At 69.1% G+C, this 19449-nt stretch carries 13 protein-coding genes; 3 read left to right on the top strand and 10 right to left on the bottom strand.

The features are described 5' to 3' along the window. Nucleotides 1–22: 22 nt before the first annotated feature. Entirely contained in the window at nt 23–661 is a 639-nt protein-coding gene (gene rsmD, locus HZU84_RS15785) for a 16S rRNA (guanine(966)-N(2))-methyltransferase RsmD (RefSeq protein ID WP_149502505.1), read from the bottom strand. A 123-nt stretch (nt 662–784) separates the two neighbouring features. Between rsmD and ftsY the strand changes: the two genes are divergently transcribed. Further along, a complete protein-coding gene (ftsY, locus tag HZU84_RS15780; protein WP_149502504.1) occupies nt 785–1888 on the top strand; it encodes a signal recognition particle-docking protein FtsY in 1104 nt (367 codons plus the stop codon). A 19-nt stretch (nt 1889–1907) separates the two neighbouring features. On the opposite strand, the gene HZU84_RS15775 is transcribed toward ftsY, so the two are convergent. The 9 genes from HZU84_RS15775 to HZU84_RS15735 form a co-directional block, all read right to left on the bottom strand. Continuing rightward, nucleotides 1908–4325 (bottom strand): XrtA/PEP-CTERM system-associated ATPase, encoded by a 2418-nt coding sequence (locus HZU84_RS15775; RefSeq protein WP_149502503.1) that lies wholly within the window; start codon nt 4323–4325, stop codon nt 1908–1910. Between the two features lie 25 nt (nt 4326–4350). Then, on the bottom strand, nt 4351–6066 hold the full coding sequence (locus tag HZU84_RS15770; protein WP_149502502.1) for a TIGR03016 family PEP-CTERM system-associated outer membrane protein: 1716 nt from the start codon (nt 6064–6066) through the stop codon (nt 4351–4353). Then, nucleotides 6044–7027, bottom strand: a complete 984-nt coding sequence (locus HZU84_RS15765; RefSeq protein ID WP_149502501.1) for an XrtA-associated tyrosine autokinase — start codon at nt 7025–7027, stop codon at nt 6044–6046. The genes HZU84_RS15770 and HZU84_RS15765 overlap by 23 nt, the downstream gene beginning before the upstream one ends. 11 nt (nt 7028–7038) lie before the next feature. Next, a complete protein-coding gene (locus HZU84_RS15760) occupies nt 7039–8580 on the bottom strand; it encodes an XrtA system polysaccharide chain length determinant (RefSeq protein ID WP_149502500.1) in 1542 nt (513 codons plus the stop codon). A 97-nt stretch (nt 8581–8677) separates the two neighbouring features. After that, entirely contained in the window at nt 8678–9313 is a 636-nt protein-coding gene (locus HZU84_RS15755; RefSeq protein ID WP_149502499.1) for an XrtA/PEP-CTERM system exopolysaccharide export protein, read from the bottom strand. A 295-nt stretch (nt 9314–9608) separates the two neighbouring features. Then, nucleotides 9609–11018: a TIGR03013 family XrtA/PEP-CTERM system glycosyltransferase gene (locus HZU84_RS15750; RefSeq protein WP_149502498.1), complete on the bottom strand. Its 1410-nt coding sequence runs from the start codon at nt 11016–11018 to the stop codon at nt 9609–9611. 349 nt (nt 11019–11367) lie between these two features. Beyond that, nucleotides 11368–12099 carry a bifunctional demethylmenaquinone methyltransferase/2-methoxy-6-polyprenyl-1,4-benzoquinol methylase UbiE gene (gene ubiE, locus HZU84_RS15745; RefSeq protein ID WP_149502497.1) on the bottom strand — a complete coding sequence of 244 codons (732 nt, stop codon included), beginning with the start codon at nt 12097–12099 and terminating at the stop codon, nt 11368–11370. 63 nt (nt 12100–12162) lie between these two features. Further along, nucleotides 12163–12585, bottom strand: a complete 423-nt coding sequence (locus HZU84_RS15740; protein ID WP_149502496.1) for a gamma-butyrobetaine hydroxylase family protein — start codon at nt 12583–12585, stop codon at nt 12163–12165. 138 nt (nt 12586–12723) lie between these two features. Further along, complete coding sequence (locus HZU84_RS15735) at nt 12724–16647, bottom strand: DUF3683 domain-containing protein (protein WP_149502495.1); 3924 nt, start codon at nt 16645–16647, stop codon at nt 12724–12726. A gap of 208 nt (nt 16648–16855) precedes the next feature. Here HZU84_RS15735 and ugpQ point away from each other — a divergent pair, with 208 nt between their 5' ends. Further along, complete coding sequence (gene ugpQ / locus HZU84_RS15730) at nt 16856–17665, top strand: glycerophosphodiester phosphodiesterase (protein ID WP_149502494.1); 810 nt, start codon at nt 16856–16858, stop codon at nt 17663–17665. 194 nt (nt 17666–17859) lie between these two features. Beyond that, nucleotides 17860–19449 (top strand): immunoglobulin-like domain-containing protein (locus HZU84_RS15725; RefSeq protein ID WP_310734048.1); only part of this gene is annotated, 1590 nt, incomplete at its 3' end.

Genomic DNA, 19449 nt, shown 5'->3' with positions numbered 1-19449 from the left:
GACGGGCTCCGGAGCGGACGCTTCAGGGGTGCAGTTTCAGAAGATGATAATGCACCATGCCGGCGCGGCCATGACGGTGCAGCGTCAGCCCCAGGGCCGCGCAGGCGGACTCGTCGAAGGGCCGATCGGCCTCCAGATAGATCCAGCCGCCCTCGCCCAGCAGCCGCAGCGCGGCCTGCAGCGCGCGATCGAACAGGTCGGCGCCGAAGGGCGGATCGAGCAGCACCAGATCGAAATGCCCGGCGGACGCCCCCGCCATCCAGGCCAGCGCGTCGGTGCGCCGCACCTCGACCATCGTCGCGCCGAGCCGCACGGCGGCCTGCTGCAGCTGCGCGGCCGCACGCGGCGCCTGCTCCAGCAGCACCACCTCGACCGCGCCGCGCGAGGCCGCCTCGAAGCCGAGCGCGCCGGTGCCGGCGAAGGCATCGAGCACCCGCCAGCCCGAGAGATCCTGGCCGAGCCAGTTGAACAGCGTCTCGCGCACCCGGTCGGGCGTCGGGCGCAGACCGGGCTCGGCCAGCACCGGCAGCCGGGTGCGCTTCCAGCGGCCGCCGATCAGACGGATCTCGCCAGGCGCGCCACTGTCGGCACGGGAAGCGCGGGGGGCGTGCGGCGAGGCCGGCGCACGGCGGTCGGGATGATTTCTGGACACGGGCGGCATTCTAGTCAGGCGGGCTGCCTACAATCGGACCATCATCCTGCGGCCGTCTGCTGCCCGCCTCGCGCGGCGCCGGCACCGGCCCCGCCCGACTCCCTGCCGGCCCCTCAACCGGCCTCCGCCCGCATGTTCAGTTTCCTCCGTCGCAAGCTCTTCTCGTCGTCTCCGGCTCCGGAACCCGCACCGGAGCTTGCGCAGGACAGCCCGACCGCCGAGTCGCCCGCTGCCCTGCCCTCACCTGCACCGGCATCGGCCAGCCTGCCGGCACCTGTCGCCGCGCCCGAGCCCGCACCGGCCCCGGCCGCACGCAGCTCCTGGCTGCAGAAGCTCAAGGCCGGGCTGCAGCGCACCGGCTCCAGCATCGCCCAGGTCTTCACCGGCACGAAGATCGACGACGCGCTCTACGAGGAACTCGAGGCCGCGCTGCTGATGGCCGACGCCGGCGTGGGCGCCACCGAATACCTGCTCGAGGAGCTGAAGAAGCGCGTCAAGGACACACGCTGCACCGATCCGGCCGGCGTGAAGGCGCTGCTGGCCGAGGTGCTGGCCGAGCTGCTCGCGCCGCTGGAAGGCTCACTGCAGATCGGCGCGACCCAGCCTACCGTGATGATGGTCGCCGGCGTCAACGGCGCGGGCAAGACCACCAGCATCGGCAAGCTCACCCGCCATCTGGCCGAGCAGGACGGCAAGGTGCTGCTGGCGGCGGCCGACACCTTCCGCGCCGCCGCGCGCGAGCAGCTGGCGGTCTGGGCGGACCGCAACCGCGTCGAGATCGTCAGCCAGGAAGGCGGCGATCCGGCCGCCGTCTGCTTCGACGCGGTCTCGGCCGGCAAGGCGCGCGGCTGCGACGTGGTCATCGCCGACACCGCCGGCCGGCTGGCCACGCAGCTGCACCTGATGGACGAGCTGCGCAAGATCCGCCGCACGCTGGGCCGCGCGATGGAGGGCGCGCCGCACGAGGTGCTGCTGGTGGTCGACGGCAACACCGGCCAGAACGCCTTCACCCAGGTCAAGGCCTTCGACGAGGCGATCGGCCTGACCGGCCTGATCGTCACCAAGCTCGACGGCACCGCCAAGGGCGGCGTGCTGGCGGCCATCGCGCTGTGGGTGCGCGAGCGCGTCGCGCAGGGCAAGCCGGCGGTGCCGGTCTACTTCATCGGCGTCGGAGAGAAGCTGGAGGATCTGCAGACCTTCAGCGCCCGCGAGTTCGCGCAGGCGCTGCTGAGCTGAGCCGGCAGGCCCGGCCGCCTCAGGCGGCCGGCTGCAGCGGTCCGTCGCGGTCCGACATCAGCCGGTCGATCCAGGCCTGCAGATGGCTGGCGATCTCGACCGAGGCACCCGAGGCGCTCACCGGCTCGACCGGTCCGGCCGGCTGCATGATGCGGCCATCCAGCCCCAGCAGGGCCGACAAGGCGGCGGCCTCCAGCGGCGACTCGGATGCGGGGCCGTCCGGCATCGCCCCCAGCAGCACGCCGCGCGACAGATCGACCCCGGCCAGCGAGATGCCCAGCTGCGCGGCCGCATCGGCCAGCACATGGCCCTCCTCGACCAGCGTGGCACTGGCACCGCACAGCAGGCCGAGCTGCTCGGTCAGCGAGCCGATCTCGCAGCACAGCAGCCGCGCCGCATCGATGCGCTCGCGCAGGCCGGCCGGGCGCGGTCCGCTGGAGGGCATCAGCAGCACCGGACCGTCGAGCGTGGCGTCCTGCGCCAGCAGCGTCTGGAGGGCCTCGCGGGTCGGCGCGTCGATCAGCCACAGCTGGCGCATCGAGCCGCCCGCGCCCAGCAGCGCATCGACCAGACGGCGCGCCGCCTCGGCCGGATGACCCAGCAGCGAGACCACCACCAGCATGAAGGACTCGCCTTCGACGCCGTTGACCGACCAGGTCGGCCCGAAATACATCGGCAGGCCGTTGCGCAGACAGGCTCCGGACGGCGCCGGCACCTCCGGCCACAGCCGCGCCAGCGCATCGGCCTCGAGTCGGTCGGGCACGCAGAACAGCCGGTCCGGCTGCAGGCCCTGACGGCGCAGCTGGCCCATCGGGGCGGCCTCGCCCGGCACGAACAGCACGTCGGACGCCTGCTCGATCATCGTCGCGTTCCAGGCCTGCGGGCCGGTGGCGCGAATGCCCGCCTCCAGCCGCAGCAGCGGCAGGCCACGCTGGTGCGCGGCCAGGCAGCAGGCGGTCATCGCGTCGCTCGAGCCCAGGCTCAGAACCGCCATCGGCTCGAATTCCTCGATGAACTGGCCCAGGCCCTCGACCATGCGCGACAGGCTCTGCTCGATGTCGCCCGGCACCCATTCGAGATCCAGGCCGACCTCGAGCGCGGGCAGCACCCGGCCCATGCCATGCCACGGCCAGACCAGCGGCAGCGGCCCCAGGCTGACCAGCACCATGCGCGGCGCACGTCCGATCTCGGCCATCGCCTCGGCCAGCGCGGCGAACTTCAGCGCGGCGCTGGTGCTGTCGGCCAGGCAGAGCATGACGTCGCGGCTGGCGCGGCGCGCCAGCAGGCCGTCGGCATGGCTGCGTGCGGCGCGGATCGCGGAGGTGAGCGCCTGCAGACGGGCCGCCGGCAGCGCCATGCGGGGCAGCGGCTCGCGCTCGAGCGAGTCACGTGCACGCGCGTCCAGCTCGATCGCGGCGGATGCGGGCGCCTCAGCTGTCGGTGCAGGCTCGGGCATCGGCGTCGGGCTCGGCACTGGAACCGGAGCCGGCGGCGCGATGAACTGCAGCACCGGTGCCGACGGGGGCGCCACCGGTTCGGCGACCGGAATGGGGGCCGGCGCAGGCACGGCCCCCGCCGACGGAGCCGCCAGCGGTTCGACCGGCGTCAGGTCGCCCTCGCCGATCTCGCTGCGCAGCTCGGCGGCGGTGCGCTCGACCAGATCGGCATCGAGGGTGTCGACGCCGTCGAGGAAGGCCGCCAGCAGCGAGCGGTTGGCCAGGCGGTTCAGGCGCCGCGGCACGCCGCCGGACCAGCGGAACAGGCTGTCGAAGGCGGAGTCGGCGAAGGCCGGACGGCGGCCGTCCCAGCCGACATGGCGCAGCCGGTGCTCGACATAGTCGCGCGCCTCCGCGAGCGTCAGCGGCCCGAGGTGGCAGGACGCGGTCACGCGCTGGCGCAGCTGCTCCATCGTCGGCGACTCGAGCAGGCGGCGCAGCTCCGGCTGGCCGACCAGGAAGCTCTGCAGCAGCGCATGGTTGCCGAGCTGGAAGTTCGACAGCATGCGCAGTTCCTCGACCGCGCGCGGGTCGAGGTTCTGCGCCTCGTCGACGATCAGCAGCGCATGGCGCCCCTGCGCCGCCAGCGCGGTCAGGAAGGCCTCCAGCGTCGCGATCAGGTGCGCCTTGGAGCTGCTGGCCTGCGACGGAATGCCGAAGGCGGTGATGATCGACTGCAGCAGCTCGCCCGACTCCAGCTGGGTGCTGACGATCTGCGCCGGCAGCACCTTCTGGCGGTCCAGCCCGTCGAGCAGCATGCGCACCAGCGTGGTCTTGCCCGCGCCGATCTCGCCGGTGATGACGACGAAGCCCTCGGCCTGCGCGACGCCGTACTGCAGGTAGGCCAGCGCGCGGCCGTGGCCGCGGCTGTTGAAGTAGAACGCCGGATCCGGGTTGAGCTGGAAGGGCGGGCCGCTGAAACCGAAGTGGGATTCGTACATCGTGGAGCTGGCCGTCGTCCGGCCGTCAGAAGCGGTGCAGCACGCCGGCCGACAGGCCGGTCTCGCTGGCGTCGTTGCCGACGAGGGAGGTCGAGCCGTTCTGGTGTCTCAGTGCGCCGGTGACCGTCGTGCGGGGTGACAGGGCATGAGAGAGACCGAGCCGGAGGATGGTTCCGCTGCGGGTGCCCAGCGAGGCGTTCGCGCCGATGCCCTCGGCGCGTGCACGGGTCAGCGTGACCGTGGCGGTGGTGTCCGGATCGAGACGCCGCCCCAGGCTGATCGTCATGCCGCGCTGGATGGAGTCGCTGGCCAGGCCGAGCACGCTGTTGGCATCCTCGGTGGCGCCGCGGTAGTCCTCGAGCTTCGTCTGGTAGATCCGCATCGTCACGGTGTGGCGCACGCCCACCAGCGCGAGCGTCACGTTCAGGCCCTGCTGGATCTGCACCGTGCGCGAGTACAGGTCGACCGGTCCGCCCAGCGAGCTGCTCAGGCCGCGCTTGGCGATCAGGTCCTGCACCGCCGCCTGGCGGGTGGCCTCGTCGAGAATGCGGGTCTGCAGCATCGCATCGATCATCGAGGCGACATCGCCGCCGGCCTGCAGCGTGCCCAGCCGCGACGCGAAGGTCGAGGCCTGGCGCGTCGCCGCCACCGACAGCGCCATGAAGGGCGAACGGTGGGTCAGCGCGGCATTCCAGCCGGTGCCGAAGAAGCGCTTCTCGACCAGCGAGTCGAACACGGTGCGCTCCGAGGGTGCCCAGCGCAGCGCCACGCCACGCAGCGTCTCGCTGACCTGGTTGGTGCCGTAGTTGGCCGAATCCGTGCCGCCGGTCAGGCCGAGCGTCAGCACCGGATCGGGTGCATACAGCAGCGACAGCCGGCCGGTCGCCAGCACCAGACCGCTGCCGCCGTCGCGGTAGCGGGTGGCCTGGCGGTTGTATTCGGCCCGCATGCCCGCCGGAAGCGGGCGCTCGTCGAAGCGGACCGTGTCGGTGCGCACATGCGCATCGGCGTCCGCCCCTTGCGCGGCCGCCGTGCCGGTGCCGTTGCCCTGCGACCAGGTGTTGTCGCTGCGCGCGACCAGCCGCGAGGTCGGCGACAGCTCCCGGTCGATGTAGGGACTCAGGCGCTGGCGGGTGACGGTATTGCTGCCGGTGTAGACGGTCGTGCCATCGCCGATCAGGTCGAAGGGGGTCGACGAGGTGGTGTCGGCCCCCAGCTCGGCATCGACGAAGAACAGCCGGTCGACCAGCCGGGTGTTGAGCGTGATCTGACCGCGGGGAAAGATGCGGTCGGTGCCGATCCGGCCGAGATAGGTGACCAGATCGGCCGCGAGGTTGCCGTTCAGGCGGTAGTCCGGACCGGTGCCCAGCAGCTGCAGCTGCGGCGTGACCGTCGTGACGATGCCGTAGGCGCGGTCGCTCGACTGCAGCCCGACATTGTTGGTCGCGTTGACCACCGCCTTGACCGCCGGCGCGACGCGCCAGCCGCGCGCCGGTGCGGAGGCGGCCGCCGGCATCGGCGCCGCGCCCGGCCCGGCCAGGCCCTGCAGCGGATCGGGTGTGGTGATCTGGGTGGCCCGCGAGGCAGGAACCGCCCCAGCGCCCCCGGCGGCAGCGGCTGCCGCCGCATCGACCGGCTGGGCCTGCAGCGGCAGGGCCACGCCCAGCAGCGCGGTCGCCAGCAGCGCGACCGGCGCCGGTCGAAGGAGCTTCAGCCGCTCACGAGGCGTAGTAATAGCCATAAGCCTCGCCCGAGTTGCCGCTGGCGCGGTTCAGCACCGAAAGCACCACCGGGCATTGCTCGACCGCGGCATAGGCCTGGGTCACCTGCGCATGGGTGGTCTTGCCGGCCTCGACCACCATCACCACCTGGCCGACCCGCGAGGCCAGCACGCGCGACTCGGTGGTCGGGATCAGCGGCGGCGCATCGAAGACGATGATGCGATCCGGGAAGCGCGAGGCCAGCTCGTCGAGCAGCCGCTCCATCGCCGTGCTGGCCAGCAGCTCGGTCGACTGGGAGTTGGCGGTGCCGGCCGGCAGCAGGGTCAGCTTGGGCACATTGGTGCGCAGCATCACGTCGGCCAGATCGAGCGAGGGCGTCTTCAGCACGTCCATCAGGCCGCGCGAAGGCTCGACGCCGCAGCGCGCCAGCACCGAAGGGCGCAGCACGTCGGCATCGACCAGCAGCACCGACAGGTCGACCTCCATCGCGATGCTCATCGCGAGGTTGACCGCGAAGAAGGTCTTGCCTTCGCCCGGCATCGCGCTGACCACCTGGATCAGGTTGGCGCGCGAGATCTGCTGCGCCGACTCGCCGCGGGCGTTGGCCAGCAGCGGGCGCTTGATGATGCGCATCTGCTCGGCCAGCTGCGAGCGGGCCTGCGAGGGCACCAGGTAGCCTTCGCGCTCGAGCCGCTCCAGATCCAGGCGGACCTCGCGGGAGCGCCGGCCGGCGGTGGGCAGCATCTCGACCTGGGCACTGCGCACCGTCGGCAGCGTGGCGGCCGACACCGGTGCAGGTGCAGAGGCAGGCGCGGGGACCGGAGCCACCACAGCCGGTGCGACCGGAGCTGCCGGCGGCACCGCAGCCGCGGCAGGCGCCGGCTGCGCCGCCGCCGTGCCCGGGACATCGGGCACCGGCACGTCGTAGCCGGCACGCTTGAGTTCAGCGAGCCGCTTGGCGGCCTGCTCGATCGTGTTCATCTGGGGACTCCTCAGCTCGCGGTGCGTGTCGAGATCCAGGCCATCCAGCCGACATTGGCCAGCAGGAACAGGCCCATCACGCCGGCCAGCTTCATGCGGTCCTGGCGCTGCAGGTCACGATCGCGCGGATCCTCGATCTTGGTCAGGCTGCCGAGCACCGGACGCTTGGTGAACTCGCGCAGCTCGCGCTCGCTCGAGAAGGTCGGATTGAGCAGCGTCATCGCATAGGCCACCGCCCCGCCGGCCAGCAGGGCCAGCAGCATCACGCCGGCGGCCATCTGCAGCTTGCCGGGGAAGACCGGCGAGGGCAGGATGCGCGGCGGCTCGATCAGGCGGAAGTCGGCCATCGACGAGGTCTGGTCGATCTTCACGCCCAGCGAGGCGGCCTCGCGGCGCTGCACCAGCTGATCGTAGTTGCGACGCATGATCTCGTAGTCGCGGTTGAGCTGGGCCAGCTCGGCCTCGGCCTGCGGCACCTGGTTGGCCTGCGAGCGGATCTCCTCGAGGCGGGCGACCTGGGCCTCGAGCTGGCCGCGCAGCGACGCCACGCTGGCCTCGGCATCCGACAGGTTGTTGCGCAGGCGCTGGTAGACCGGGTTGGTCGCGGCGGCACGGCGCTTCGGATTCTCGGCCTGCAGGCGGGCCAGCTCGTCGCGGCGGCTCTGCTCGAGCTCGCCGATCATGCGGCGGGTGGTTCGCACATCCGGATGGTTGTCGGTGAAGCGACGCTCCATGTCGTCGAGCTGGCGCTTCAGGGTGCGAATGCGCTCGTCGAGATCCGGCGTCAGCGAGACCGCCGAGGCGGCGCCCATCGGCAGCTGCGGCTCCTCGGACTCAAGATCGCGCCGGATCGCGTCGCGAGAGCGCTCGGCGGCGCTGAGCTGCACCTTCAGGCGGTTGACCTCGTCGGTCATCGACTGGATGCGGCCGAAGAAGTCCTGCGTCTGCGTCGAGGCGACGTTCATGTTCTTCAGCTTGAATTCCTTCAGCCGGTTCTCGGCCTCGGTCAGCTTGGATTCGTAGGCGGTGATCTGCTCGTCGATGAAGCGGCTGGCCTCGGCGGAGTCCTTGCGCTTGGAGTCGACGCCACTCTCCATGAACAGCGCCACCAGCCCCTCGACCAGACGCCGGGCACGCTCGCCATCGACATCGCGGTAGCTGATCGCGTAGAGGTTGTTGCCCCCGGTCTGGACCACCTTGATGGTCTTCATCAGGGTCTCGATCTGCGAGTCGACCTGCGAGGGATCGACCTTCTCGAGACCGATCGTGGGGTTGTTGACCAGACGCTCGACGTTCGGGCGCGAGATCAGCGTGCGGCCCAGCATGCGGACCTGCTGGTCGATGTCGGGCTGGAAGGCCAGACCGACCATCATCGGCCGCAGCACCGTCTGGGTGTCGACATAGATGCTGGCGCGGGCCTCGCGGCGCTCGGGCACCACCATGACCACCAGCGCGCCCAGGATGGCCACCAGCCATGCCACGGCCACGGCGGTCCAGCGGTGTCGCCAGACGCTCGCGGCCAGGATCGCAGCCTGTCGGGTGAAATCGTTCATACCGGCTGTCTACCTGTAATCGTCAGTTCTGACCGGTCCGGGCCCCCGCAGCAGGCGGGCGGCGCGACGGACACGGCCACGTGCTTGGCAGGCGTGCTCAGAACCAGCTCTGCGGCACGATGATGATGTCGCCGGGCTTCACATCGACGTTGGCCGAGATGTCGCCGCGCTTGAGCAGATCCTTCAGGCGGATGCTGTACTGCTTGCCCCCCTCGGCGCCACGCACCAGCACCGCGGCATTGCCGTCGGCGAAGTCGGTCAGTCCGCCGGACTGGATCATCACGTCGAGCAGGCTCATGTTCTGGCGGAAGGCGACGCTCTGCGGACGCGCGGCCTCGCCGACGATGCGGATCTGCTCGCTGTAGACGCCCTGGAAGGAGCCGACCACCACCGTGACCACCGGGTCGCGGATGACCTTGCTCAGCTCCTTCTCGATCTCGCGCGACAGGTCGTACGGGTTCTTGCCCGAGGCCTGCAGATCCTCGACCAGCGGCGTCGAGATGCGGCCATCCGGGCGCACCGTGACGGTCGCCGACAGCTCGGGGTTGCGCCAGACGACGATGTTGAGCGTGTCCAGCGGACCGATCTTGTAGCGGTGATCCGGCGTCTCCGCCGACTTCGGCGCCGGCGGATGGCGACCGATGCTGCCGCAGCCCGACAGGGTGCCGACCGCCATCACCGACGCCAGCAGCAAGGCGGCCGCACGCGACAGACGGCTCGTTTCGATCCTCATGCGAAATCCTCTCTTGATCATTCCAGCACCCTGCGGTCTCCGCGCGGCACGCAACCCGATCGTACCGCTGCAGCGCAAGAATTCCTTACAAGTTCATCATCATGAACAGCATTCATGACCCGCGCATTCACGCGCATCGGGCAGATCATGAAAATGATAAAAATGAACACGCCTTGAAGCACGAACAGCGCACGAAAGCATTCCGTGCGCTGTCCTCTGGTCTGGAGCTTCTGTCGTCCCGCAGGCCCTCAGGCCAGGCCCGGCGACTGTGGCGTGCACGACATGTTCGATGTGCTCAGTGCGCCCCCTCGCGGAACAGCACCACGCTCACCGTCTCGATCAGCACCTGCAGATCCAGCAGCAGCGAGTTGTTCTTGACGTAGTACAGGTCGAACTGATGCTTCTTGCGGGCGTCCTCGAGCGAGGCGCCGTAGGCATAGCGGACCTGGGCCCAGCCGGTCAGGCCCGGCTTCACCGTGTGGCGCAGGTCGTAGTAGGGAATCTGCTCGCGCAGCTGGGCGACGAAGGACGGGCGCTCCGGACGCGGGCCCACCATGCTCATCTCGCCGCGCAGCACGCTGAAGAGCTGAGGCAGCTCGTCGATGCGGGTCTTGCGGATGAAGGCGCCGACGCGGGTGATGCGCGAATCGTTCTTGGAGGCCCAGCGAGCGACGCCATCCTTCTCGGCGTCGGTGCGCATGCTGCGGAACTTGATGCACATGAAGCCCTTGCCGCCCAGGCCGACACGCTCCTGCATGTAGAGGATCGGGCCAGGACTGTCGAGCTTGATCATCAGCGCGGTCATCAGCATGACCGGCGCGCCCAGGATCAGCAGCACCGAGGAGCTGACGATGTCGAACAGGCGCTTGGTCAGCTCGCGGGCATGGCCCTGGACGAAGCCGTCGCCATAGACCAGCCAGCTGGCCTTCAGGCTGTCGACCGGCACCTCGGCCTTGGTGCGCTCGTAGAAGTAGGCCAGATCCATGATCGGCACGCCGCCGATGCGGCACTCGAGCAGATCGTTCATCGGCACGCCGCCGCCGCGCTGCTCGCGCACCGCCACGATGATCTCGTTGATGCGGTGCTCGCGCACCAGATCGACCAGCTTCTGGCGGGCGTCGAACACATGGGCGGCACCACGCAGCGCGGCGCGGTCGGTCTGTTCGGTGGTCGGGTAAAAGCCGACCACGTCGTAGCCGGCCCACTGGCCGCCGGCGCGCAGGTCGGTGCACACCTGACGGGCATCCGGGCCGGTGCCGACGATCAGCACGCGGCGGGTGCCCACGGCCTGGCGGACCACCCACGCCACGCCCCGGTAGAGCATCAGGCCGACCAGCAGATACACCAGCGAATATCCGACCAGGCTGCCGGCGTAACCGTCATAGCTGATGTATTTCAGCGTCAGGTAAGTGATGTAACCCCCGACGAGAAACGCAAAACCGATGCGCAGGACCATCGGAACCAGACCGAGATTGCGGTGCCGATAGAGTCCGACGAAGGAATAGAGCAGCGCCATCACCAGCGCAAAGGAAAAGGCGACCAGCAGGATGGTCGGCGTGATGATCTGGGTCAGCGGACTGACGCCGGGCAGCGGACTGGCCAGCGTGGCCGCCGACAGCAGCGCAGCGATGAAGCACAGCAGACCGTCAGCGAACAGCTCGACGAAGTGCGTTCCCGACGATCGGTGCTGGAAAACTCGAAACATTCTGACAGCCCCCTTGGCAAAACACTGGCAATGCGTCTCGCGTCACTTGCGCAGGACTGGAGCCATCATTGCTGACCCCCTGATTTTCGACCCTGGCTCCCTGACACCTGATGCACAGGCGCCCTCATTCCCCCATGCAGGGGAGACTGGAGCACGATTGTGTGACGTATTGACGTGAGAGTGAAGACTTGTACCAACTGCGTCAACAGATGCGTACAAATCAGCATGTGTCTTCAGTTTGCAGGAATGCCCCGATATGGCAAAAGAAGTAATTCCGCAAGCCGCGCCCGATACATACCGTCACGCAAAGATGTGATTTGCGCACTTCAGGCACCCCCTCGGCCGGAGGTCAGCACTTCAGCCCGACATGCAGGGCCACCACCCCGCCGGTCAGGTTGTGCACATCGACATGGCCGAAGCCGGCGGTCTTCATCATCGCCTTCAGCTCGGCCTGGCCGGGATGCATGCGGATCGACTCGGCCAGATAGCGGTAGCTCTCGGCGTCGCCGGCCACCATCCGGCCCAGCCTAGGCAGCACGCTGAAGGAGTACCAGTCATAGACCTTCTCGAGCGGCGCGGCCACCTTGGAGAACTCCAGCACCATCAGCTTGCCGCCCGGCTTGAGCACCCGGCACATCTCGGCCAGCGCCGCATCCTTGTGCGTCATGTTGCGCAGGCCGAAGGCGACCGAGACGATGTCGAAGCGCGCCTCGGGAAAGGGCAGCTTCTCGGCATCGCACAGCACCGTCGGCAGGGACAGGCCCTCGTCGACCAGGCGGTCGCGGCCACGGCTCAGCATCGCCTCGTTGATGTCGGTGTGCACCACGCAGCCGCTGCGGCCGACCTTGCGCGCAAAGGCGCGGCTCAGGTCACCGGTGCCTCCGGCGATGTCGAGCACCTGGTGGCCTTCGCGGACGCCCGACACCGCCAGGGTGTAGGCCTTCCAGAGCCGGTGCATGCCGCCCGACATCAGGTCGTTCATCAGGTCGTAGCGGGCCGCGACCGAGTCGAACACGCCGCGCACCATGCGTGCCTTGTTCTGCTCGTCGACGGTCTTGAAGCCGAAGTGGGTATCGCTCATGGGCAGGAAAATGTCGGGGCGGAAATGGAGCAGCTTGCGTGCCCGGCCGAACGCACCGGAAACTCAGTGGCCATGGGAGGCGCAGGCACCACCCGCGGGCGCGGCGCTCTGCATCGGTGCATCGCGGTCGACGCCGGCCGCATCCAGGCGATCGAGATAGTCCTGCCACAGCGCCTGCTGGCGCATGCCCAGATCGTGCAGCATCTCCCAGGTGTAGAGACCGCTGTCATGGCCGTCGCTGAAGACCGGCTGGATGGCGTAGTGGCCGACCAGCTGCAGGTCGACGATGCCGACCTCGCGCTTGCCGGTCTGCAGCACCTCCTGGCCGGGGCCATGGCCACGCACCTCGGCAGAGGGCGAATAGACGCGCAGCAGCTCGAAGGGCAGACGGAAGAGCTGGCCGTCATCGAAGCCGATCTCCAGCACGCGCGACTGCTGGTGCAGCGTCAGGGCGGTGGGCTGGGGGGCGGCGGTCGGGTGGGTCATCGGGGATTCGTCCGGAAGAAGCCGCGGAGAAGGCGGCGGATCCGGGCGATTATCCGCGACGACGGGCCTGTCCGGCCCACTGGCGTGCCAGCGCAGCCACGCCGCTCACCTTGTCCCATGACAAGGATCAGCGAGGCCTCAGACAAGCACCCGCTCGATGCCGCCGGCGTTGGCCCGCGCCACATAGTCCGGCATCCAGTTCTCGCCCAGGATCTGGCGCGCCATCTCGACGACGATGTAGTCGGCCTCGAGCAGACCGTTCTGCAGATCGTCGCCATAGCGCGACAGGCCCTGCAGGCAGCTCGGGCAGGAGGTCAGGATCTTCAGATCGCCCTGGGTGCCCTGGGCACGCAGCGTCGACTCCGCCTTGCGGATCTCTTCTTCCTTGCGGAAGCGGATCTGCGTCGAGATGTCGGGCCGGGTCACGCCCAGCGTGCCCGACTCGCCGCAGCAGCGCTCGGACTTGACCACGCCGTCGCCCACCAGCGCCTTGACCGTCTTCATCGGATCCTGCAGCTTCATCGGCGTGTGGCAGGGATCGTGGTACATGAAGTTACCTTTACCCTGCAGCGTGATGCCTTTTTCCAACAGGTACTCGTGGATGTCGATGATGCGGCAGCCGGGGAAGATCTTGTCGAACTGGTAGCCCTGCAACTGGTCGTAGCAGGTGCCGCACGAGACCACCACCGTCTTGATGTCGAGGTAGTTCAGCGTGTTGGCCACCCGGTGGAACAGCACCCGGTTGTCGGTGATCATCTGCTCGGCCTTGTCGAACTGGCCGGAGCCGCGCTGCGGGTAGCCGCAGCACAGATAGCCCGGCGGCAGCACCGTCTGCACGCCGGCATGCCAGAGCATCGCCTGCGTGGCCAGGCCGACCTGGCTGAACAGCCGCTCCGAGCCGCATCCCGGGAAATAGAACACCGCCTCGGTCTCGGCAGTGGTCGCCTTCGGGTCGCGGATGATCGGCACGTAGTCGCGATCCTCGATGTCGAGCAGCGCGCGTGCGGTCTTCTTCGGCAGGCCGCCGGGCATCTTCTTGTTGACGAAGTGGATGATCTGCTCCTTGATCGGAGCGGCACCCACCGTCGCCGGCGGCGCGCTGGTCTGCTTCTTCGAGGCCAGCTTGAGCACGTCATGCGCCAGGCGCTGCGCCTTCATGCCGACGCCCACCATCGCCGAGCGGGCGATCTTGATGGTTTCCGGGTTCGTGGCGTTGAGCATCAGCATCGCGGCGGCGTTGCCCGGCCGGAAGCTCTTCTTGCCCATCTTGCGCAGCAGGTTGCGCATGTTCATCGTCACGTCGCCGAAGTCGATCTTGACCGGGCACGGCGTGAAGCACTTGTGGCAGACGGTGCAGTGGTCGGCGACGTCCTCGAATTCCTCCCAGTGCTTGAGGCTGACGCCGCGGCGGGTCTGCTCCTCGTACAGGAAGGCCTCGATCAGCAGCGAGGTGCCCAGGATCTTGTTGCGCGGGCTGTAGAGCAGGTTGGCGCGCGGCACATGCGTGGCGCACACCGGCTTGCACTTGCCGCAGCGCAGGCAGTCCTTGACCGACGCGGCGATGTCGCCGATGTCGCTCTGCTGCATGATCAGCGACTCATGCGTCATCAGGCCGAAGCTGGGCGTGTAGGCCTCGCTGAGGTCGGCGGCGCGGGTGTCGGCGCCCAGGTCGGTGACCCGGTCCTGCGAGCGCAGCAGCTTGCCCTTGTTGAAGCGGCCCTCCGGATCGACCTTCGCCTTGTAGGCGGCGAAGTTGGCCAGCTCGGCGTCGGTCAGGAACTCCAGCTTGGTGATGCCGATGCCGTGCTCGCCGGAGATCACGCCGTCGAGGCTGCGCGCCAGCACCATGATGCGTGCGACCGCCTCGTGCGCCGTCTGCAGCATCTCGTAGTTGTCGGAGTTGACCGGGATGTTGGTGTGCACATTGCCGTCGCCGGCGTGCATGTGCAGCGCCACCCAGACGCGCCCGCGCAGCACCTCCTTGTGGATCTTCCTGCAGGCCTCAATCAGCGGCGCGAAGGCCGCGCCGGCGAAGAGCTGCTGCTGGAAGACCTTCAGGATCTGCGTCTTCCACGACGCGCGCAGCGTGTTGTCCTGGATCTGCTCGAAGAAGCTGCGGCCGGTATCGGGCTGCACCACATCGAGGCCGTCCCGCCACTGCTGCCACTGCGCGCGCAGCTCGCGCAGCAGCGCCAGTGCGCGCTGCACCCGGTCGCCCAGCAGCTCGGCGCTGGGGATCTCGCTGGCATCGTCGGTCTTGCCCAGCGGCAGGTTGCCGGCCAGGAAGAACTGCTCCAGCCGGTCGAGCAGCGCGATCTTGTTGCGCAGCGACAGCTCGATGTTGATGCGCTCGATGCCCAGCGTGTACTCGCCCATGCGCTCGAGCGGAATCACCACGTCCTCGTTGACCTTGAACGCGTTGGTGTGCTTCGAGATGGCGGCGGTGCGCTTGCGGTCGAGCCAGAACTTCTTGCGCGCATCGGCCGAGATGGCGATGAAGCCCTCGCCCGAGCGGCCGTTGGCCAGGCGCACCACCTCGCTGGTGGCGCGCGCGACCGCGTCCTCGTCGTCGCCGACGATGTCGCCGATCAGCACCATCTTCGGCGTGCCGCCGCGCTTGCTCTTGGTCGCGTAGCCGACCGCCTTCAGGTAGCGGTCGTCGAGATGCTCAAGGCCGGCCAGGATCGCGCCGCCCGGCTTCTTCATCTCGCCGAACATGAAGTCCTTGATCTCGACGATCGAGGGCACGCAGTCCTTCGGGTTGCCGAAGAACTCCAGGCAGACGGTGCGGGTGTGCGCCGGCATGCGGTGCACCACCCAGCGCGCCGAGGTGATCAGGCCGTCGCAGCCTTCCTTCTGGATGCCGGGCAGGCCGGCGAGGAACTTGTCGGTGACATCCTTGCCCAGGCCTTCCTTGCGGAAGATGCGGCCCGGGATGTCGAGCCGCTCGGTGCGCTCGAGCGTGCGGCCCGAGGCATCGAAGTACTTCAGCTCGAAGCTGGCCACCTCGACATCGTGGATCTTGCCGAGGTTGTGGTTCAGGCGGGTGACCTCCAGCCACTTGGCCTCGGGCGTGACCATGCGCCAGCTGGCCAGGTTGTCCAGCGCCGTGCCCCACAGCACCGCCTTCTTGCCGCCGGCGTTCATCGCGATGTTACCGCCGATGCACGAGGCCTCGGCCGAGGTCGGATCGACCGCGAAGACATGGCCGCCGCGCTCGGCCGCATCGGCCACGCGCTGCGTGACCACGCCGGCGCCGGTCCAGATCGTCGGCACCTTGTGCGACAGGCCCGGCAGGTCGACGAACTCGACCTCGGTCATCTGCTCGAGCTTCTCGGTGTTGATCACCGCGCTCTTCCAGGTCAGCGGCACGGCGCCGCCGGTGTAGCCGGTGCCGCCTCCGCGCGGGATGATGGTCAGGCCCAGCTCGACGCAGCCGGCCACCAGCGCGGCCATCTCGGCCTCGGTGTCGGGCGTCAGCACGACGAAGGGGTACTCGACGCGCCAGTCGGTGGCGTCGGTGACATGGGCCACGCGGCTCAGGCCGTCGAACTTCAGGTTGTCGGCGCGGGTGTGGCGGCCCAGCACCTTCTTCGTGCGCTGGCGCAGGTCGTACACCTGGCGGAAACGCTCGGCGAAACGCTCGACCGCGCCGCGCGCCATCGCCATCAGCTCGCCGACCAGCGCGTCGCGGCCTGGGTCGACGCCCGGCGTGCGGCGCTTCTCGACCTCGGCGAGGCGGTGGTGCAAGGCCTCGATGAGGTTCTCGCGCCGCTTCGGGTTGTCGATCAGATCGTCTTCGAGATAGGGGTTGCGCTGCACCACCCAGATGTCGCCCAGCACCTCGTAGAGCATGCGCGCGGAGCGGCCGGTGCGACGCTCGCCACGCAGCTGGTCGGCCAGCTCCCAGGCGCGCGGGCCCAGCAGGCGGATGATGATTTCCCGGTCCGAGAAGGAGGTGTAGTTGTACGGAATCTCGCGCAGGCGAGGTTCGGCATGGGCAGGATCGAGGTCCTGGCCGACGGACTGGAGCAGCGGATTGGGAGGGAGCGGTGCGTTCATGGGGCCGCGAAGGCAGCAGCGCGAGGCGCGCGCAGGACCGGCAATCCTACCGCAGCAGCTGTTTTGCCCGCCGCGGCACGTCCTTTCCCGTCCGCAGGCCCCGTGGCCGGCCTGCCACGAAAAGCTGTCTTGACCCCGACATCGCCGCGGCGCAATCTTGGAGGGGGCATCCGCCCGTCCACAGGTAGGCACGCACGAGGGGAGCACGATGAGCAGCCTGCATCACGACCTGACGCCCGACGACGAAGCCGAGCCCGCCACGCCGGCCCGACCCTGGCCCTATCCGCTGTGGTTCGCGCACCGGGGTGCGGGCCGGCACGCCCCGGAGAACACGCTGGCCGCGATGCGCCTGGGCGCCAGCCTGGGCTGGCGTGCCTTCGAGTGCGACGTGCGCCTCAGCGCCGACGGCCTGCCCTTCCTGCTGCACGACGACACGCTCGAGCGCACCACCGACGCGGCCGGCGCCGCCCTCGAGCTGGACTGGGCCGAGCTGTCGCTGCTGGATGCCGGCGGCTGGCACGGACGCATCTTCGCCGGCGAGCCGCTGCCGAGCCTCGACGGCATCGCCGCCTTCATCCTGCGCAACGGCCATGCGCTGAACATCGAGCTCAAGCCCGCGCCGGGTGACGAGGAGCGCACCGGCCGGCTGGTCGCGCAGGCGGTGCGACGCCTGTGGGGCGAGGCGGTCCATGACGAGCAGGCCGTGTGGCCGCTGCTGAGTTCCTTCCGACCCGAGGCGCTGGCCGCAGCGCGCGAGGCCGCGCCGGAGCTGCCGCGCGCACTGCTGGTCGAGACGCTGTGGCCCGACTGCATCGACATCGCCGAGCGCCTGGGCTGCAGCGCGATGGTGCTCGAACAATCGGCGATCACGCCGGAGCTGATCGGACGCCTGCACCGCGACGGCCTGCGCGTGCTGGCCTACACCGTCAACGACCCCGGCCGCGCCGGCGAGCTGATCGAGCTGGGCATCGACGGCCTGATCAGCGACGAGGTCGACCGCTTCGTGCCAGCCGACTGAAGCGCGGCCCGCCTCGCCTGCCGGCCGGCTTTTCGCGCGCCGGCACGACGACTCAAGAGCCTGTCTGACGCCTCCGATATCGGCGAGGCGCACTCCACGTGCGCCTCCGTGATGTCGCGACCGTCGAAAGGCTCCCCATGCCCGCCTCCCAGCCCCCGTCCAGCTCTGCCGCCCCGTCGAGCGCCGTCCGCGACATGCCGCAGCTGAACATCCATTACGTGCCGAGCCGGCTGCCGGCCGGCATCGTCGTCGGGCTGTGGGGCGATGCGGTCATGCGCCAGGACGACGGCGGCGCCCGCACGCTGCAGCTCGGCGACGTGGTCACGAAAGGCGACGTGCTGCTGACGGCACAGAACGGCGTCGTCGAGATCAGTCTCGGCGGCACGGCCGTGGCCACCAATGCCCGTCCCGGGAAGGGCGACGGACTCGACCAGCTGATCGCCAGCCTGGACAACGGCGAGATCGACATCGCCCCCGGCGCCGGCCTGGGCGGCAGCGAGGGCAGCCTGCAACCCGGCGTGGTGGTCGACCGCATCATCGAGGTGGTCACGCCGCAGGAATACCAGTTCGCCTACGAGCAAGCCGGCACCCTCGGCGAGATCGAGAACACAGAGATCAGCATCGCCAGCGCCTCGGACGAGCCTGATCTTGAAACGGACACGCCGGCAGATGACCCCGTGGCCAGCAGCACGGTTTTCGTCGGCTTGGTGGGCCCGGCTTCCGGCGCGATCACCGAGGGCGAGACCGCAAAGTTCACCGTCTCGCTGAGCCAGCCTGCCGCCACCGACGTCACCGTCAAGCTCACCTACTCCGGCACCGCCACCGACGGCTCGGACTACACCGCCGTCACCTCGGTCACCATTCCGGCCGGGCAGAGTTCGGTCGAATTTGATCTGAGCACGATCGACGACGCGCTGGCCGAAGGCTCGGAAAGCATCACCATCTCGGTCGGCGAGATCACCGGCGGTGGCTTCGAGGCGATTGCGGCGGATCCGGCCAAGGGTTCGGTCATCACCCTCGTTACCGATGATGTCGGAGGCAAGGACGGCGGCACGCCTGGAGCTGAGGACACCTGTCTGGTCTCGATCACCGGCCCGGCTTCCGGCTCGGTCACTGAGGGCGAGACAGCCAAGTTCACCGTCTCGCTGAGCCAGCCGGCAGCCACCGACGTCACCATCAAGCTCACCTACTCCGGCACCGCCACCGACGGCTCGGACTACACCGCCGTCACCTCGGTCACCATTCCGGCCGGACAGAGTTCGGTCGACTTCGACCTGAGCACGATCGACGACGCACTGGCCGAGGGCTCGGAAAGCATCACCATCTCGGTCGGCGAGATCACCGGCGGCGGCTTCGAGGCGATTGCGGCGGATCCGGACAAGGGTTCGGTCACCACCCTCGTTACCGATGATGTCGGCGGCCCGGGCGGCGGCACGCCGGGCGCCGAGGACACCTGTCTGGTCTCGATCACCGGCCCGGCTTCCGGCTCGGTCACCGAGGGTGAGACGGCCAAGTTCACCGTCTCGCTGAGCCAGCCGGCCGCGACTGACGTCACCATCAAGCTCACCTACTCCGGCACCGCCACGGACGGTTCGGACTACACCGCCGTCACCTCGGTCACCATTCCGGCCGGGCAGAGTTCGGTCGACTTCGACCAGAGCACGATCGACGACGCACTGGCCGAGGGCTCGGAAAGCATCACCATCTCGGTCGGCGAGATCACCGGCGGCGGCTTCGAGGCGATTGCGGCGGATCCGGACAAGGGTTCGGTCACCACCCTCGTT

This window comes from Sphaerotilus sulfidivorans, from assembly GCF_013426975.1.
Classification (GTDB): domain Bacteria; phylum Pseudomonadota; class Gammaproteobacteria; order Burkholderiales; family Burkholderiaceae_C; genus Sphaerotilus; species Sphaerotilus sulfidivorans.
The sequence above is the reverse complement of the archived record's forward strand: the minus strand, read 5'-3'. Positions and strand labels throughout refer to the sequence as shown.

Excerpts from the sequence above, each read along its gene's own strand:
- HZU84_RS15770 (WP_149502502.1), bottom strand. The coding sequence starts at position 6,066 with ATGGCTATTACTACGCCTCGTGAGCGGCTGAAGCTCCTTCGACCGGCG.
- HZU84_RS15755 (WP_149502499.1), bottom strand. The coding sequence starts at position 9,313 with ATGAGGATCGAAACGAGCCGTCTGTCGCGTGCGGCCGCCTTGCTGCTG.
- ugpQ (WP_149502494.1), top strand. The coding sequence starts at position 16,856 with ATGAGCAGCCTGCATCACGACCTGACGCCCGACGACGAAGCCGAGCCC.
- HZU84_RS15750 (WP_149502498.1), bottom strand. The coding sequence starts at position 11,018 with ATGTTTCGAGTTTTCCAGCACCGATCGTCGGGAACGCACTTCGTCGAG.
- HZU84_RS15740 (WP_149502496.1), bottom strand. The coding sequence starts at position 12,585 with ATGACCCACCCGACCGCCGCCCCCCAGCCCACCGCCCTGACGCTGCAC.
- rsmD (WP_149502505.1), bottom strand. The coding sequence starts at position 661 with ATGCCGCCCGTGTCCAGAAATCATCCCGACCGCCGTGCGCCGGCCTCG.
- HZU84_RS15775 (WP_149502503.1), bottom strand. The coding sequence starts at position 4,325 with ATGTACGAATCCCACTTCGGTTTCAGCGGCCCGCCCTTCCAGCTCAAC.
- HZU84_RS15765 (WP_149502501.1), bottom strand. The coding sequence starts at position 7,027 with ATGAACACGATCGAGCAGGCCGCCAAGCGGCTCGCTGAACTCAAGCGT.
- HZU84_RS15735 (WP_149502495.1), bottom strand. The coding sequence starts at position 16,647 with ATGAACGCACCGCTCCCTCCCAATCCGCTGCTCCAGTCCGTCGGCCAG.
- HZU84_RS15760 (WP_149502500.1), bottom strand. The coding sequence starts at position 8,580 with ATGAACGATTTCACCCGACAGGCTGCGATCCTGGCCGCGAGCGTCTGG.
- ftsY (WP_149502504.1), top strand. The coding sequence starts at position 785 with ATGTTCAGTTTCCTCCGTCGCAAGCTCTTCTCGTCGTCTCCGGCTCCG.
- ubiE (WP_149502497.1), bottom strand. The coding sequence starts at position 12,099 with ATGAGCGATACCCACTTCGGCTTCAAGACCGTCGACGAGCAGAACAAG.